The organism is Tessaracoccus terricola (genome assembly GCF_054776555.1).
Window position 1 is genome coordinate 30722 of record NZ_BAAHBS010000003.1, and the last position, 15883, is coordinate 46604.

Below are 15883 nucleotides of genomic sequence, written 5' to 3' on the forward strand. Positions count from 1 at the left end.
GTCGGGACCGCCTTCAGCCGGCGCTGTCGAGCACGACGGGATCCAGTCCCGCTGCTCGCAGCGCCGGTTCCAGTTGTGCGGCGTTGCCGCTGACGGCGATGGTCACCCGGTCCGGGCGCACGTGTTCCCGGAACGCGGCCGTCACGTCGGCGGGGGAAGGATCCTCGAGCCGGTCGAAGTGCTCGTTCACGAACGCGGGGTCCTCGTCCGCGGCCGCGAGCGCCGCTGCCTGGCGTGCGATGTCCGAGGCGGTCTCGTTGGCAAGCGGCGCCACACCCAGCAGGAAGGCGCGCGCGTCGGCCACCTCCTCGTCGCTGAACGGTTCGGCGAGCTCCAGGCCCTGCAACATCTTCGCGACGGCGTCGGCCGCCACCTCGGTCCGGAAGCTGGTGCCCACGTTGAACTGGCCGTCGGTGCGGCGTGCGCCGAAGCCGCCCTGGACCCCGTAGGTGTATCCGAGGCGCTCCCGCAGTTCCAGGTTGAGCCGGCTCGCGAACGCACCCGTGACGGCGTGCCCGGCGAGCTTCAGGGCCGCCCACTGCGGGTGGCGGCGCCCGGGGGTGAGGCACCCCAACTGCACGGTGGCCTGCACCGCATCCGGCATGTCGACCACCACGACGGAGGGGGCCAGCGCCGGTGCGACGGACCGCGGTGCCGGGGTGCCCGGGGCGTGCCAGGCGCCGATCGGGGCCAGGACCTCGTCGACGTCCACGGCGGACAGGTCACCGGCGAGGATGAGGGTGGCGCCCGCTGGGAGCCAGTGCCTGCCGTGCCAGGCGACGACGTCGTCGCGGCTGATGGCCGTCAGGGTCTCGGGGGTGCCGGCCGAGGGGCGTCCCTCACGGGCGTCCGCCCCGAAGAACGCTGCCCTGAAGGCCCGCTTCGCCACCGCCCCGGGTGACGCCTCGAGCGAGTCGTGGGTGGCCACCTGCAGACCGACGTGGTGGGCCACGTCGGCGGCCGTGTAGGTGGGGCTGGCGAGGACCTCTGCGAACAGCGGGGTGACCTCGGCCAGGCGGTGCGCGGGGGCGTCCGTGCCCAGTCGGGTGCTGCTCTGGAGGGTGACGCCGTGGATGGCGGCCCCCTGCAGTTCGAGCAGTTCCGAGATCCTGCCCTCGGGGTGGGCGATGGTGCCCTCGTCGATCGCGGTCAGGGCGACGGTGGCGAGGCCCTCGAGGCCGCGCGGCTCCGCCGCCAGCGGTGTGGGCAGGACCAGTTCCAGTGCCGCGACGTGCTGTCCCGGGAGGTCGTAGACCTGGGCCGTGATGCCGTTGGGGAGGCTCTGCAGCTGCGGTGTCGGGAAGCTCCAGCGCTTGGCGAGGTGGACCGTGGGGCGGTTCATCGGGTGCCCTCCTTCGCGAGGTAGTGCAGCTCGCTGGGGGCGGAGCCGAGGTGGGTGGCGACGACGCGACGCACGTCGTCGGGGGTCAGGGCCGCGAGCTCGCGCAGGCGCGAGTTGATGCGTCCCGGTTCCCCGTGGGTCAGCCAGGAGTCGTTGAGCATGTCGGCGCGTGCCTCGACGGTGGCGAGGTCCAGCAGCCAGTCGCGCTCGAACTGCGCGGTGGCGCGGGCCAGTTCCTCCTCGGTGGGGCCCTCGGAGATGAAGAGCGCCAGCTCCTGCTGGACGGCCTCCGAGACCGATTCCGTGGGGACTCCGTCGGCCGGGCGAGCCAGCAAGGTGGCGACGGAACGCTCGCGCAGGTGGAGCAGCGAGGCGCTGTGCACCTCCTCGGCGACGTCGCGGGTTCGCACCAGGGACCGGTGCAGGCGGGAGGTGTGCCCGTCGGTGAGGATGGCCAAGGCGATGTCGAGGGCCAACTGGTCGGCGTGGGCGGCCGGGGGCGTGGGCCAGGAGGCGTAGAGCAGGGAATGGGGGACGTTGCGCGCCACCCGGGTGGTGACGGGATCCGTGAGGCCGCTCGGGGCGTCGGCGTGCCCGGGGCGGGGGAGCCGGGGCAGTCCCCCGAAGTGGCGCTCCACGAGTTCCACGGCCTGGTCCACGGCCACGTTGCCGGCCAGCACGAGGCGGGCGTTGGAAGGCAGGTACCAGGCGTCGAAGAAGGCCTGCACGTCACCCAACCCGGCATCGTCGAGGTCCCGCATGGATCCGATCGGTAGGTGTCCGTAGGGGTGCGAGGCGTCGAAGTGGTGGGCGACCAGCAACTCGAACAGGTCCCCGTAGGGCTGGTTGTCGTAGCGCTGGCGCTTCTCCTCCTTGACGACCTCCACCTGGGCGTCGAAGTTCTCCTGCGTTATCGCGAGGGAGCCCATCCGGTCCGCCTCCAGCCACAGCGCCAGCTCCAGGGCGCCCGCCGGGACGGTCTCGAAGTAATTGGTGCGGTCCGTGGACGTGGTCGCGTTGACCGAACCACCCACTGCCTCCACGGTGGCCATGTGCTCGCCACTGGCCACGTTGCCGGAGCCCTGGAACATGAGGTGCTCGAACAGGTGCGCGAAGCCCGACCTGCCCGGCTGCTCGTCGTAGGAGCCCACCTGGTACCAGAGGTTGACGGCGACGGCCGGTGCCTGCGGGTCCGGTTGCACACAGACCTGGAGACCGTTGTCGAGCGTGTGGGTTGCCAGCTCGTAGGTGAGCTCCGGGCCTGGGGTCATCGACACTCCCTGTGGGATGGTTCGGGCCCTGGGAGAGGGCCGCCTGAGCCGCGAGTCTAGCCACAGCCACCAATCGCCCGCCCCGGGACGGCGTTCCGCATTCTGGGACCCGGGTCCCGGGTTTGCCTCACTCGCATCAATTTGAAAAGCTGGGCATCGTGAAATTCGATGACACACTGAGTCCAGAGGGCGTCGACGCCTCGACCATGCATCGTCGCGCGGTCTCCGTGGCCTCCAGGCTGCTGGGTGGCAGTGGTCGTGCGGAACTCTTCGTGTTCAGGGCGGAGCCGCAGTACTCGATCGAGGTGCTCGCGCACGGCACGCTGCCCGACGGTACGTTCGTCGTGGCCGCCGCGGGCGGGGGCCACGATGCCGGTGGGGACGAGGCGCTGGACGTGCGGCTCGACGTCGAGAAGGACGCACCCGAACCCGCCCTGCGCATCCGTGCTGCCACAATGCACGCACTCGGGCGCCTGCGATGGGTCGACGAGGAGTATCTGGCGCGCCCGGAGGTGTCCGGACACCTGCCCGGGATGGTGGCGGCCCTGGCCGGGAAGCCCGGGGTGCGCATCGGTGCCGTCGACGTCGTGCGGGTGCTGCTGCACGACTGCGCAGGGATCATCCCGCTCACCTGGCGGGAGCTGCGGGAGGAGGGGCTCTCCGCCCCGTTCCCGCAGTTCATGGACGAGCTCTCGGGGGCAGAGGCGGTCTCCGCGTTGACCGCGGCGCAGTGGGTCGAGATCATCCAGTCGGTCCTGACGGGCCGGATCCCGGGGGAGGAGCTGACCCGCTGGGACCTGCCCACCGTCTGCTCCCACACCATCGGGACGGTGCGCTGCGTCGACGTCGACTCCACCGGCGTGACCGTGATGCACTTCACGGCCATGGAGGCCACCACCGTCTACGTCCCCTTCCCCGAACCCGTGCGTGACGTGGCCGGCGTCCGGACGGGGCTCGAGGCGCTGCTGGCGGACGTCTGGGAAGCGGCCGCATAGCCGCTCCCCGTAAAACCAAGAGGTGGGCCCCCGCTGCGATGCGGGGGCCCGCCTCTTTGCGCTCGTGCCACCGGTCAGGCCGGGGCCACCTCGTAGGTGGTGCAGACGGCCGTGTCGGTCACGGTGATGTCAGTTGCGGTGCACATCAGGTCCTTGTTGTGCACGCACTCGAGGCGCTGGCAGGCGCCGACCGTGCCGGCGGCCACGGGCAGGCCGCCGCGCGCGTCGAGGGCCAGGAACGTGTCGCACCTGGCGGCGTTGGCCGAACCGGCGACGGTGATGGCACCGGCGGCGCACCCGTCCTGGTTGTAGGCGCAGGTGGTGGCTGCGCAGGACTTCACGGGAGTGAGAGTGAGCATTTTTCCCAACCTTTCGTAAAACGACTGATGAATGACTGATTGGGCACCACCATACGCTCCTGACTAGCGCTTTTCTAGCAAGGAGAGCCTTACCGAAGGGTTGTTGAATTCAAGGATTTGAGTGCTTTCCTGTTGCCTAAATACTGCGCTGCTTGTCAAGATGGGGTCAGGAGGTCGCAGGGTCAGTACGCCCGGCCACCGGTGCGCCTGGCGAGGGCGTGCCGATGGGACAGCAGCGTGTCGAGGAACTGTTCCAACCGCTCGCGGAACGCTGCCGGGTCGTAGGGATCGGTGGACACGGTCCCGGAGACCCAGATGTCGCGCCGGGCAACGTGCCAGTCCAGCCAGCCACTCCGGTTGAAGATGCGGATGTCGGTGCGCGCCTCGGTGGGGGAGCTCACCTCCCGGACCACCCGGGCGGAGAGCCTGACCGAGCACTGGTCGTCGCTGACGCGCACGAACACCGGCTGGCGCTCCACGTACAGGGCGAAGTCGACGTGGATGTCGGCACCGTGGGCCAAAGCGGCCTCGACGAGGCTGGCGAGATCATGGGTGGAGGTGGTGACGATCGGGAGGGGAGGACCGTCGTCCGGCTCCTGCGCCTGCGCCAACCGGATCGATGCCCTGGGTTCGACGGGGACCTCGGCCGTCGGGCGCAGGCCCAACGCCTCCGCGCCCTGGTGGGTGCCGTCGAGTCGGTAGGTCAGCAGGTGGGGGTGGGCAACCCGGTGGCAGTTGCGCAGCAGCCAGACCGCGTCCGCCGCCAGCTCAGGGGCCTCGGTGACCGGGCGTTCGGTGCTCCACCGCGAGTCCGTGGCGTCGTGGCCGCTCCAGCCCCGGCGTCGCAGGCCGGCACCGTCGTCGGCGGTCATCCGGTGCGCCCGCTCCAGGTGCTGGTCCCCGGCCGTGGTGGCGCGCAGGAGCCTGCCGCCGCCATCTGAGGACAACTCCAAGTGGCGGTCGGCATCGCAGGCCGCCCGCCCGGGGCCCGCCAGTTCCAGCACGAGGCGGCTGGGCTCCTGGCCCTGGGCCATCACGGCCAGGCACTTGGCGAGACCGCGCTCGAAGGTGCGCCAGGCGGCACCGACTGCTCGGATCTCGTCCGCGTTGACGCGATCGGGTGTTTCTCGGTCGTGGGTCTCGGTCATGCCAAACTCCCCTCTGGCACGATTCTCACCCGTGCAGGGCCCCGCAGGCGGCAGGTGGGGCCCGGGCGTGTCGCGCCCAGAACAGTCCGCCACTTGTCCGGCATGTGAAGATTGGCCCAACACTTCGTCCACAGGAGGCCGACACGTGACCGACCCGAAGGAAGCCCCCAACCACGAGCGCGACGTCATCGGCGGCGACGGTGCGGCCGGAGCCCGGCCCGCGACCAGTGCTGCCGCAGTCCGGAGCGTGCCCGCGGGTGGCCCGTGGCGCGACTCGTTCGGACGGGCTGGGGCGCGTGCCGGCCAGACCCTGATGATCGGTGCGGTGGTGGCGGGGGCGATCTGGCTGCTGCTGCGCATCAGCGTCGTCGTGGTCGCCGTCCTGGTGGCGCTGATCCTCGCGGCCGCCGTCGCGCCGCTCGTGCGGTGGTTGGTCTCCAAGGGGTGGACCCAGTTGCTGGCCACTGTCGCGGCCTTCCTCGGCATCCTGGTCCTGCTCGGTGCGACAGTGACCGGCATCGTGTTCGCGGTCCGTTCCGAATGGGATGACCTGGCGGCCTCGGCCGCGGACGGTTGGGAGGCCCTGAAGGGCTGGGTCAGCAACCTGCCGCTGCCGATCGACGCGAGCGTGGTGGACGACGCCTGGGCGCAGATCAGCGAACTGATCATGAGCGGCGGCCTGACGAGCGGCCTCGCCAGCAACACCATCAGCGGCCTGTCGGCCGTCACCCAGTTCCTCACGGGGCTGGTGCTGATGGCGGTCGTGCTGTTCTTCCTCCTCAAGGACGGCTCCCAGATCCTCAACTTCGGTCTGCGCTGGTTCTCCGGCGACACGCGGGAGAAGCTGGCCGAGTCCGCCGAGCGTTCCTCGGCCGTGCTCGGCGGCTACGTGCGCGGCACCGCCATCATCGCCTTCGTGGATGCCGTGTTGATCGGCATCGGCATCGCCATCGTGGGGGTCCCGCTGGCGCTACCCCTGGCTGTGATCGTCTTCGTCGGCGGGTTCATCCCCATCATCGGCGCCACCGTCGCAGGGGCGCTGGCGGCCATGGTGGCGCTCGTCGCCAACGGGCCGGTCGAGGCGCTCGTGGTGCTTGCCATCGTCATCGGCGTCCAGCAGCTCGAGGGCAACCTGCTGCAGCCCGTGGTGATGGGGCGCACGCTGAGCCTGCACGCCCTGATCGTCCTGCTCGCCCTGACCATCGGCACCATCATCGGCGGGTTCTTCGGCGCGCTGCTCGCGGTGCCGTACACCGCGGTGGGATGGACGCTGATCCAGATCTGGTCCGATCGCTACCAGAGTGGTCATGACCCGCTGCTGGGTGATGACCCGGTCGGACCGCGGCCGAAACGGGGAGCCGGGCCGACGGCCCTGCAGCGGCGCTTCGCGAAGCTGCGCCGCAGGACCTGACGCGCAGGTTCCTGCGGGCAGTGGTTAGGGTGGGCGCCATGACCCCTGCTCGCCCCGATCTCCTGCTCGTCACGGACCACTCGTACGAGGCCAGGGGGCGTCGTTACTGCGACGAGGACATCTTCCTCGCATCACGGCTTCGCGACTGGTTCACCGTGGCGACGTGCCACCCCGCTGACGCGGTGACGGTGATGGACGCGTTCGACGTCGTCCTCGTCCGCAACAGCGGTCCCGTTCTGGGGTACCTGCCGGCCTACGAGGAGTTCCGGGACACCGCCCGCCAGCGGGGTACGAAGGTGTTCAACGAGTTGAGTGGGCGGGCCGACATGCTCGGCAAGCAGTACCTGCTGGACCTGTACCGCTCGGGTGCGCCCGTGATCCCGACCGTCGCAGGGGGCGACGACGTCGGATCCCTTCCGGACAGCGCCGCCTACGTCGTCAAGCCGAAGCAGGGCGCGGACTCGGCGGGGATGCGCGTGGTCGACGCGACCGAGGCGCGCGCCGTCGTGGATCCCGAGCTGTTGGTCCAGCCGATGGTGGCCATCGCGAGGGAAGTCTCGTTCTACTTCATCGACCGCCGGTTCCACTACGCGCTCCAGACCGCGGATGCAGGGGCCCGCTGGGAGCTCGAGCCGTTCGCGCCCAGTGCCGAGGACCTCGAGTTCGCACAAGGTTTCATCGCCTGGAACACCATCCGCCACGGGATCCAGCGCGTGGACGCCTGCCTGACCACCGACGGCCGACTGCTCCTCGTGGAACTGGAGGACCTGAACCCGTACCTGTCCCTGGACCGCCTCGAAGCAGTGCAGCGCGACCGTTTCGTGGAGGACCTCGCCGGGGCTCTGCTACGCCTCGCCCGAGCCTGAACCTGCCGTGGGCAGCGTCCTGGGCGGGCTGATGTGGTTTCGTGGGTCCATGGCACACGTCAATGACCCGGAGACCATCGAGAGATTGCTCACCACGCCCGGACGTTGGGCGGTGGTGGGTCTGTCACGCAACCCGGACCGGGTGGCGTACCGGATCGCACGCTTCCTCCAGGAGCTCGGGATGGAGATCATCCCGGTGCACCCGAAGGCCGAGGAGGTCCACGGGGCGCAGGGCTACGCCACGCTGGCCGATGTCCCGGGGCGCATCGACGTCGTCGACGTGTTCGTCCGGTCCGAGCTGGCCGGGGCCGTGGTGGACGAGGCCATCGCCGTCGGCGCCGGGGCGGTGTGGCTGCAACTGGGCGTGGTGGACGAGGACGCCGCCCAGCGCGCCCGTGCGGCCGGACTAGACGTCGTCATGGACACCTGTCCCGCCATCGAGAAGCCGCTGCTCGGGTCCTGACCGGGCGGGTTGTTCAGTCGGCCAGGGTGGCGATGAGGGTGAAGGAAGCCGGCAGCCGCTCGGGCCGGTCGCGCAGCCGGAACTCCTGGGTGACCTCGTCGCGCTCCATCATCCCGGGCAGTGCGTCCCATGGGACGCTGTCATGCTCCACGAGCACGTCGAGCCGCAGCCCGGCTCCCAGGACCGCGGTGACGATCTCGCCCAGCCCGTGGTTCCACTCCCACGAGACGGGGGAGGCGACGGGCTCGTCGCTGGCGTAGGTGGCCGGATCGTCCCAGACCAGGGGAGCATCCTGCTCGAAGTAGGGCAGCTCGAGCGACGGCGTGGCGTCCCCGGGGGCCGAGATCCAGCCCTGCTGGGTGCGGTCCGGGTGCTCCTCGGCCACCACCGTCCCCAGCACGGAGTTAAGCACGGGGTGCCCGTCCCGGATGAACAGCCGCCCACCCGACCGCAGCAGCGCCGCCACCGTCTGTGCCCAGCGCTCGATGCTGGGCAGCCAGCAGATGGCCCCGATCCCGGTGTAGACGAGGTCGAAGCGACGGCCGCCGAGCACCTCGGGCGCGGAGTAGACGTCGGACTCGACGTACTCGATGGCAACCCCTGCCCGCTGCGCGAGTGCACGGGCTTCCTCGAGGGAAGCGGGGGAGAGGTCCACCCCGACCACCCGGCCGCCGAGGCGGTTCAGGCTCAGGGTGTCGGTGCCGATGTGGCATTGCAGGTGCACCACGTCCAGGCCCTCGAGGTCACCGAGCCGCGGCAGGTCGAAGCGCACCACCGAGGAGAGCACGTCCGGTGCGGTGAGCAGGTCCTCGATGCCGTAGCCCCTGACGTGCAGCGGGGCGCGACTGTCCCAGTTGGCACGATTGATCTTCTGGTACTCGGTGTCGTCGTTGTCCACGCGGAAAACCCTATGGCAGCCATGGGGCGGGAATGAAGAACTCCCGCCCAGTTGGTACTGGACGGGAGTTCCGTTGGTAGCGGGGACAGGATTTGAACCTATGACCTCTGGGTTATGAGCCCAGCGAGCTACCGAGCTGCTCCACCCCGCGTTGCGAGAACAACAATACACGCTCCTGGTCAGGACCCAAAATCGGGGCCGTCGCAGGGTGCTTCGTCAGGGTCCTCGTAGTCCCGGCGACGTTGCCGGAGCAGCCTCGCGGAGCGGAACGTCACGTCGGCCGGGCCGGGAAGCTGCCAGTTCCGCCAACGGGCGACGAGCCCGAGGGTGGTGGCGGTGAGGATCGCGACCCCCATCCCGAGGGTGGGGCGGCCGTAGTGCTGCAGTGCCACCATCTCCAGGGCGGCGACCACGCCGATCGTGGCGTACAGCGGCTTGCCGCCGAAGATGGCCGGGGTCTCGTTGACCAGCACGTCGCGCAGCATGCCGCCGCCCACCGCGGTGATCACCCCGAGCAGGATCGCCGGGATCCAGCCCAGGCCGGCGGCCAGCGCCTTGGAGGCGCCGGTGGCCGACCAGCAGCCGAGGGCGACGACGTCGACCAGGCTGAGTGCCCGCCGCGAGATCGGCCCGTCGAGCGTGAGCACGTATGCGATGACGGCGGCGGCCACCGCACCGCCCAGGTAGAACGGGTCCGTGAGTGCCACGGGGCGGGCGCCGAGCATCACGTCGCGGATGATGCCTCCGCCCAGGCCCGAGACGATGGCCAGGAACAGGAACCCGATCAGGTCGAACCGCTTGGCGCGGGCGACGGCGCCGCCCAGCAGGCCGTTGCCGACCACCCCGGCGACGTCGGCGATCCGGAACACCAGACCCGGGTCCCAGCCCTCCATCAGTCCTCCATCTGCGGGACCAGGTCCCGCGCGTCGGTGTACTCGAGGCCGCACAGCTCCAGCAGGTCCACCAGCATGGAGCGCACCTGCGCCACCACCACCGTCGAGGACAGGTTGGGCTCCAGAGGGACCTTCGACGACGCCAGCCCGACGGCGGCGATGTCGTCGATCTTGGAGTCGGGGCGGCGGCGGGCGAACAGCTCGGCCGCACAGTCGTCGGTCACCTCGGCCAGCCGGGTCAGCAGCCTGAGGTGCGGCTTCGGGATCTGCTCGCCGCGGTAGACGCCCATGGCGGAGCGCCGGGCGAGGACGCGCAGGTTACGGGTGAACCTGTCGAGCGGAACGGCGATGTCGGCGATCTCCAGCACCTTGCGGCGACGGTGCCGCAGGAACGGCGACGTGCGCACCACCGCCACCCCCTCGTTCACGAGCGTGGTCAACTCGGACAGCTGTGCCTCCGTCGCGCGGGCCCGCTCCAGCACCTCCGCAGCCGCCTCCTCGTCCCGGTTCGACAGGGCGATGACCATGGAGCGGATTGCCGAGGCCGTCTCGTGCAGCACCTTCGCGGCCTGGATGCGGGGCTTCTCCACCAGGCTGACCGGGGCGACCGTGGCGAACAGCAGCGCGACGGCGCAGCCGACCAGCGCGTCGGACCAGCGGGAGAAGCCCGCGTCGAGGCTCGGTGGGATGGTGAGCACCACCGACGCCTGCACCGCCGCCTGCGTCACCATCAGGGTGCGTGCCCCGAGCCAGGTGGTGATGGACATGGCGGCGGCGATCACCAGCATGATCTGCCACACCCCGGTTCCGAACCAGTGCCAGAACAGGTCTCCCAGGGCCACGCCGACGGTGACGCCCACCGAGATCTCGAGGGCGCGGAACAGGCGCTGGCCGAACGAGAAGCCCAGGCAGACGATCGAGGCGACCACCGCGAGGAAGGGCTGCTCGTGCCCGAGCAGGTTCTGGGATACCCACCAGGACAACCCGGCCGCGAGGGAGATCTGGATGATGACGAACAGGCGCGAGCGCCACCGGCTCACACGCTTCTTCTGGGAGCGCCACCCCCGCCGTGCGGCACGCTCGCTGAGGTCGAAGGCGCGCACCGTGGCGTGCTGGATCCCCCGGCCGGTGGCCTGCCAGGAGAACCCGCGTTGAGTTGGCTTCTCACTCACAGTTCTGCTCCAGGGTGGTGCTCGAGTCACCGGCTGATCGCGTCCCCTCCGGTGTGGACACGATCAGCCTAGTGCAGCGGCGCCGCTGGGGAGGGCGGCTTGCGCAGGGCCCGCAAGCTAGGATGAGCGGCGATCCGTCCACGCGCAAGGAACCCGAATGAACCATCGTCGTCGCATCGCAGCACTGTGCAGCCTCCTGGTGGTGTTCGCCATGACACTGGCCGGCTGCACGCGTCCGGACCAGTTGCCCGGCGAACCGGACGCGGTGGTGCTGGACATCGGTGCGACGCTCGAGCCGACGGGCCTGGACCCGTCGACGGTCAGCGGAGCCGGGACGTCGTACGTGCTGCTGTACAACGTCTACGAGACGCTCGTGAAGCTCGACGAGGAGAACCGGCTGCGCCCCCTGCTGGCCAACGACTGGAGCGTCTCCCCGGACAACCTGACCTACACGTTCCACATCGACCCGAACGCCCACTTCGCCAGTGGCACCAAGGTGACGGCTGAAGCGGTGGCCACCTCGTTCCAGCGGGCCATGACCGACGAGCGCATCACCAGCCTCGTGCGGGGCGGCTTCGATCCCGTCGCGTCGGTGGAGGCCACCAGCGAGGAGACGCTCGTGGTCACGCTGGACCGCGTGAGCCACGGCTGGCTGTACCAGATGAGCGGACCCGCCGGCATCGTCTACGACCCGGCGGGGCTCGAGACCCTGGACTCCCGGCCCGCCGGATCGGGTCCCTACGTCTTCGACTCCTGGGACACCGGTTCGAGCATCACGCTCGACACGGATCCCGACTACTGGGGCACGGGTCCGCGGGTGGACGGTGTCGTGTTCCGCTACTACGCCGACGCGAACGCCATGAACACCGCCATGGTCTCCGGCCAGCTGGACGCCATCTCCAACCTGACCATCCCCGACGCCCTGCAACTGTTCGAGGACGAGAGCCGCTTCAAGGTCACAGAAGGCCTCACCCACGGTGAGGTGGTGCTCGGCTTCAACCACGAGAACGAGGCCCTGTCCGTGCTGGAGGTGCGGCAGGCCATCAACCACGCCATCAACCGCGACCAACTGCTCGCGACGGTCTGGGGCGGCAAGGGCGAACTGATCGGGTCCATGGTCCCCACCTTCGACCCCTGGTTCGACGAGACCCTGGTGGACCACTACGAATACGACCCGGAGAAGGCGCGGGCGCTGCTGGCAGAGGCCGGCTACGAGTCCGGACTGACCCTGCGGCTGAGGATCCCGACGCTGCCCTACGGCCCCAGCTCGGCGCGCGTGATCACTGACCAGCTCGCAGCCGTCGGGATCACCGTCCAGGTGGAGGAACTGCAGTTCAGCGCCTGGCTGGAGCAGGTCTTCACCAACAAGGACTACGACATGACCATCGTCGCCCACGTGGAGCCGCGCGACATCGGCCAGTTCGCCAACCCCGACTACTACTGGAACTACGACAACCCGGCCTTCGCCGAGGCCCTCGCCGCGGCCGATGCGGCTCCGAGCGAGGAGGACTGGATCGACGGTATGCGCGCAGCCGCCCGAATGCTCACGGAGGACGCTGCCGCAGACTGGCTGTTCCTGATGCCCAACATCGTGGTCACCACCACCGAGGTGTCCGGCATCCCCGTCAACGCTGCGAGCCTGGCGATCGACCTGACCGCCGTCGCCACCAGCCGCTAACCCACCGCCCGTGTCCCTCCTGCGCCCCCTCGGGCTGCGAGTCCTCGGGCTCGTCGCGAGCCTGCTGGTGGCGTCGGTGCTGATCTTCCTGGCCACCAACGCCCTGCCCGGGGACATCGCCCAGGTAATCCTCGGCACGAACGCCGCGCCGGGCGAACTGGAGGCGCTGCGCGAACGGCTGGGCCTGAACCGGCCGCTGAGCGTCCGCTACCTCGAGTGGATCACGGGTGTGGTGCGGGGGGACTTCGGGACGTCCATGATCTCCGGACGCGACGTCGTGGGCCTGATCGCGCCCAGACTCGAGGTCTCCCTGTCGCTGACGGGGCTGGGGATGCTGCTGGCGGTGGTGTTGTCGGTCCCGATGGGGGCGCTGGCAGCCATGCGACGCCGCCGCACCAGTGGCCTTGTGGTCTCGACGATCAGCCAGATCGGTCTGGCGGTGCCGTCGTTCTGGGCCGGCATCTGGCTGGTGATCATCTTCGCGGTGTACCTGCGCTGGCTGCCCGCGGGCGGGTACGTCAGCTTGTGGGTGGACCCGCTGCTGTGGGCGAAGCACCTGGTGCTGCCGGTGTCCGCGCTGGCCATCGTGCAGGCCAGCCTGCTGTCGCGCTACGTGCGCAGCGCCGTCGTCGAGGTGCTGGGCGAGGACTGGTTCCGCACGGCCCGCTCGGTGGGCTGGTCCCGCGTGGGGGCGCTGCTGCGGCACGGAGCCCGCAACGCAGGGATGAACCTGTTGACAGTGGTGGGGTTGCAACTGGCGACGGTGCTGGTGGGGGCCATCATCATCGAACAGGTGTTCGCGATGCAGGGGCTGGGGTCCCGCCTCCTACTGGCGGTGAGCCAGCGCGACCTGGTCGTCGTCCAGGCCGTGGTGCTGCTGCTGGTCAGCGCGGTCCTGGTCATCAACTTCCTGGTGGACATGACCTACCAGGTCCTCGACCCCAGGGTCCGGCGCGCGGGGGAGGGGCGATGAAGCACTCGAACCTCGTGGTCGGTGGGGCGTTCATCGGACTGATCGTGGTCACCGCGCTGGTGGGACTCTTCTGGATGCCGTTCGACCCGAACGCACTGGTGGGCCCCCGCCTCCAGGCGCCCGGCTGGCCGCACGTCCTCGGCACCGACGCGTTCGGCGGCGACATCGCCTCCAGGATCATCGACGGCGCCAAGCGATGCCTGCTGATCGGGGTGGTCTCCGTCCTCGGGGCGGGGATCGTCGGCATCCCGGTCGGGGTGGTCTCCGGCATGTCGCGGGCCTGGTTCGGCGAGGTGCTCGCACGGGCCGCCGACATCCTCTACGGCTTCCCGGCCCTGCTGCTGGCGATCCTGTTCGCGGCGGCGCTGGGAGGCTCCACCTGGACGGCGATGGCCGCCATCGCGATCGCGACCGTCCCCGCGTTCGTGCGGATCGCACGCGCCTCCACCATGCAGGTGATGGAGCTCGGGTTCGTGGAGGCGGCCCAGCTCTCCGGCACGCCCCGGACCCAGGTGGCCCTGCGCCACGTGCTGCCCAACATCGCCCCGGTGCTGGGCGTGCAGGCGTCCGTCAGCGTCGGCCTGGCGATCCTCGCCGAGGCGGGCCTGTCCTACCTGGGGCTGGGGTCGGGCCAGGACGAGCCCACCTGGGGCAGGATGCTGCGGGAGGCGCAGGACCAGTTGTTCAACGCCCCGCTGATCGCGCTGTGGCCGGGACTGGCCATCGCGGTCGCCACCCTCGGGTTCAACCTCCTGGGCGACGGCCTGCGGGACTTCCTGGACCCGAGACTGCGGGAGATCGCATGAGCCACCTCGAGGTGAACGACCTCACCATCAGTTTCGGCCGCCGCCGCAAGGTGGCCGTGGACAACGTGTCCTTCACGCTCGAGGCGGACGAACGGCTCGGGATCATCGGCCAGTCCGGCTCGGGCAAGTCGGTCACCACGCTCGCGGTCATCGGCCTGCTTCCGGACAACGCCCACGTCTCGGGGTCGATCAAGCTCGACGGCCGTGAATTGGTCGGGATGCCCGAACGCCGCCTGCAGGACCTGCGCGGCAACGAGGTCTCCATGATCTTCCAGGAGCCGATGACCGCGCTGGACCCCACGATGAAGGTGGGTCGACAGGTGGGGGAGGTGGTCGCCCTCCACCACCGCGAACAGCGGGGCGGAATCAGGGCCGGCGTGATCGATTGGCTGGCCCGGGTGGGCATCAGGGACCCCGAACGGGTGGCCGAGTCGTTCCCGCACGAGCTCTCCGGGGGCCAGCGGCAGCGGGCCCTGATCGCCATGGCGCTGGCCAACCGGCCCGGACTGGTGATCTGCGACGAACCCACCACCGCCCTGGACGTGCTGGTGCAGCGCCAGATCCTTGACCTCCTCGATGCAGAGCTGCAGGGCCGCGCCTGCCTGTTCGTCTCCCACGACCTGGGCGTGGTCAGGCGGGTGTGCCAACGGGTGGCCGTGATGCTGGAGGGCAGGATCGTGGAGACGGGGCCGATCGAAGAGGTGATCGCCGATCCGCAACACCCCTACACCAAGGGTCTGATCGCCTCGGCCAGGATCGCCGACGTCCCACCCGGGCAGCGGCTGCCCACCGTCGCCGACTTCTACGAGGGGGCCGAGGAATGAGCGATTCGATCCTCGAACTGCGGGGGGTCGAGGTCACCTACCGCCGACGCGGCGACGGGTTCCAAGCCCTGCGGGACGTCGACCTCACGGTCCGCAGTGGCGAGCGGATCGGCATCGTCGGCGGCTCCGGCTCCGGCAAGACCACCATCGCACGCGCCATGCTGGGACTCGTGCGCCCGAGCGCGGGCGAGGTGCACTTCCGCGGCCGCCGGATCGACGGGCTGCCCGAGCGGCAGCTGGCGGACCTGCGGCAGGGCGTCTCGATGGTGTTCCAGGACCCGAACTCCTCCCTCAACCCGCGCATGAACCTGCGCGGCATCGTGGGGGAGCCGCTGCGTTCCCCCCTGCTCAGGGCCCGTGGAAACCTGCCACCCGACACCGACGCCACCGTCGTGGCCGTGCTGGAGGCTGTCGGCCTCGACGCGGAAGTGCTTCGCCGCTTCCCGCACCAGCTCTCCGGCGGGCAGCGGCAGCGGGTGGCGATCGCACGCGCGCTGGTCAGTGAGCCGGACGTCCTGATCGCTGACGAGCCGGTCTCCGCGCTCGACGTGTCGGTCCGGGCGCAGGTGCTGAACCTGCTCTCCGACGCTGTCAGCGAACGCGGCCTGGCCCTCGTGCTGGTCTCCCACGACCTGGCGGTCGTCGGCCATCTGTGTGACACGGTGGTGGTGGTGGAGCGTGGACAGGTGGTTGAGACCGGGCCGACCCGGCAGATCTTCGACCGGCCGCAGCACCCATACACCCGGGAATTGTTGGCCGCGACCCTGCCGATCTGATTCCACCG

Annotated in this window: 16 protein-coding genes and 1 tRNA gene; 9 read left to right on the forward strand and 8 right to left on the reverse strand. The window is 70.0% G+C overall.

Annotated features, from left to right (window positions below; genetic code table 11):
- Positions 1-13: 13 nt before the first annotated feature.
- Both ACYU7G_RS04785 and ACYU7G_RS04790 read right to left on the reverse strand, forming a co-directional pair.
- Positions 14-1342: a M16 family metallopeptidase gene (locus ACYU7G_RS04785; RefSeq protein WP_461105337.1), complete on the reverse strand. Its 1329-nt coding sequence runs from the start codon at positions 1340-1342 to the stop codon at positions 14-16.
- Positions 1339-2613, reverse strand: a complete 1275-nt coding sequence (locus ACYU7G_RS04790; protein WP_461105339.1) for a M16 family metallopeptidase — start codon at positions 2611-2613, stop codon at positions 1339-1341. The genes ACYU7G_RS04785 and ACYU7G_RS04790 overlap by 4 nt, the downstream gene beginning before the upstream one ends.
- Positions 2614-2771: 158 nt before the next feature.
- On the opposite strand from ACYU7G_RS04790, the gene ACYU7G_RS04795 reads away from it, so the two are divergent.
- On the forward strand, positions 2772-3608 hold the full coding sequence (locus ACYU7G_RS04795) for a hypothetical protein (protein WP_461105341.1): 837 nt from the start codon (positions 2772-2774) through the stop codon (positions 3606-3608).
- Between the two features lie 74 nt (positions 3609-3682).
- On the opposite strand, the gene ACYU7G_RS04800 is transcribed toward ACYU7G_RS04795, so the two are convergent.
- Positions 3683-3967 (reverse strand): DUF1540 domain-containing protein, encoded by a 285-nt coding sequence (locus ACYU7G_RS04800; protein ID WP_461105343.1) that lies wholly within the window; start codon positions 3965-3967, stop codon positions 3683-3685.
- Positions 3968-4149: 182 nt separating this feature from the next.
- Positions 4150-5115, reverse strand: coding sequence for a TY-Chap domain-containing protein (locus ACYU7G_RS04805; RefSeq protein WP_461105345.1), 966 nt, complete (start codon positions 5113-5115; stop codon positions 4150-4152).
- Between the two features lie 145 nt (positions 5116-5260).
- Here ACYU7G_RS04805 and ACYU7G_RS04810 point away from each other — a divergent pair, with 145 nt between their 5' ends.
- Genes ACYU7G_RS04810 through ACYU7G_RS04820 form a run of 3 tightly spaced genes read left to right on the forward strand, consistent with a single transcriptional unit; the run spans position 5261 to position 7855 of the window.
- A complete protein-coding gene (locus ACYU7G_RS04810; RefSeq protein ID WP_461105347.1) occupies positions 5261-6526 on the forward strand; it encodes an AI-2E family transporter in 1266 nt (421 codons plus the stop codon).
- 38 nt (positions 6527-6564) lie between these two features.
- On the forward strand, positions 6565-7392 hold the full coding sequence (locus ACYU7G_RS04815; protein ID WP_461105349.1) for an ATP-grasp domain-containing protein: 828 nt from the start codon (positions 6565-6567) through the stop codon (positions 7390-7392).
- Between the two features lie 49 nt (positions 7393-7441).
- The gene (locus tag ACYU7G_RS04820) at positions 7442-7855 is read left to right on the forward strand and encodes a CoA-binding protein (RefSeq protein ID WP_461105351.1); all 414 of its coding nucleotides are present in this window, start codon (positions 7442-7444) and stop codon (positions 7853-7855) included.
- A 13-nt stretch (positions 7856-7868) separates the two neighbouring features.
- Here the strand turns inward: ACYU7G_RS04820 and ACYU7G_RS04825 are convergent, their stop codons facing one another.
- From ACYU7G_RS04825 to ACYU7G_RS04840, 4 genes are all read right to left on the reverse strand, one after another.
- Positions 7869-8753 (reverse strand): class I SAM-dependent methyltransferase, encoded by an 885-nt coding sequence (locus ACYU7G_RS04825; protein WP_461105353.1) that lies wholly within the window; start codon positions 8751-8753, stop codon positions 7869-7871.
- 74 nt (positions 8754-8827) lie between these two features.
- A tRNA-Met gene (locus ACYU7G_RS04830) sits at positions 8828-8904 on the reverse strand.
- Positions 8905-8932: 28 nt separating this feature from the next.
- A complete protein-coding gene (locus ACYU7G_RS04835; protein ID WP_461105355.1) occupies positions 8933-9646 on the reverse strand; it encodes a trimeric intracellular cation channel family protein in 714 nt (237 codons plus the stop codon).
- Positions 9646-10818, reverse strand: coding sequence for an FUSC family protein (locus ACYU7G_RS04840; RefSeq protein ID WP_461105357.1), 1173 nt, complete (start codon positions 10816-10818; stop codon positions 9646-9648). The genes ACYU7G_RS04835 and ACYU7G_RS04840 overlap by 1 nt, the downstream gene beginning before the upstream one ends.
- A gap of 157 nt (positions 10819-10975) precedes the next feature.
- On the opposite strand from ACYU7G_RS04840, the gene ACYU7G_RS04845 reads away from it, so the two are divergent.
- The 5 genes from ACYU7G_RS04845 to ACYU7G_RS04865 are packed head-to-tail and all read left to right on the forward strand — an operon-like array spanning position 10976 to position 15875.
- The gene (locus tag ACYU7G_RS04845; protein WP_461105359.1) at positions 10976-12496 is read left to right on the forward strand and encodes an ABC transporter substrate-binding protein; all 1521 of its coding nucleotides are present in this window, start codon (positions 10976-10978) and stop codon (positions 12494-12496) included.
- Positions 12497-12506: 10 nt separating this feature from the next.
- Positions 12507-13469 carry an ABC transporter permease gene (locus tag ACYU7G_RS04850; RefSeq protein ID WP_461105361.1) on the forward strand — a complete coding sequence of 321 codons (963 nt, stop codon included), beginning with the start codon at positions 12507-12509 and terminating at the stop codon, positions 13467-13469.
- Positions 13466-14275 (forward strand): ABC transporter permease, encoded by an 810-nt coding sequence (locus ACYU7G_RS04855; protein WP_461105363.1) that lies wholly within the window; start codon positions 13466-13468, stop codon positions 14273-14275. The genes ACYU7G_RS04850 and ACYU7G_RS04855 overlap by 4 nt, the downstream gene beginning before the upstream one ends.
- Positions 14272-15099 carry an ABC transporter ATP-binding protein gene (locus tag ACYU7G_RS04860; protein ID WP_461105365.1) on the forward strand — a complete coding sequence of 276 codons (828 nt, stop codon included), beginning with the start codon at positions 14272-14274 and terminating at the stop codon, positions 15097-15099. The genes ACYU7G_RS04855 and ACYU7G_RS04860 overlap by 4 nt, the downstream gene beginning before the upstream one ends.
- Entirely contained in the window at positions 15096-15875 is a 780-nt protein-coding gene (locus tag ACYU7G_RS04865; protein ID WP_461105367.1) for an ABC transporter ATP-binding protein, read from the forward strand. The genes ACYU7G_RS04860 and ACYU7G_RS04865 overlap by 4 nt, the downstream gene beginning before the upstream one ends.
- The last annotated feature ends 8 nt before the right edge of the window (positions 15876-15883 follow it).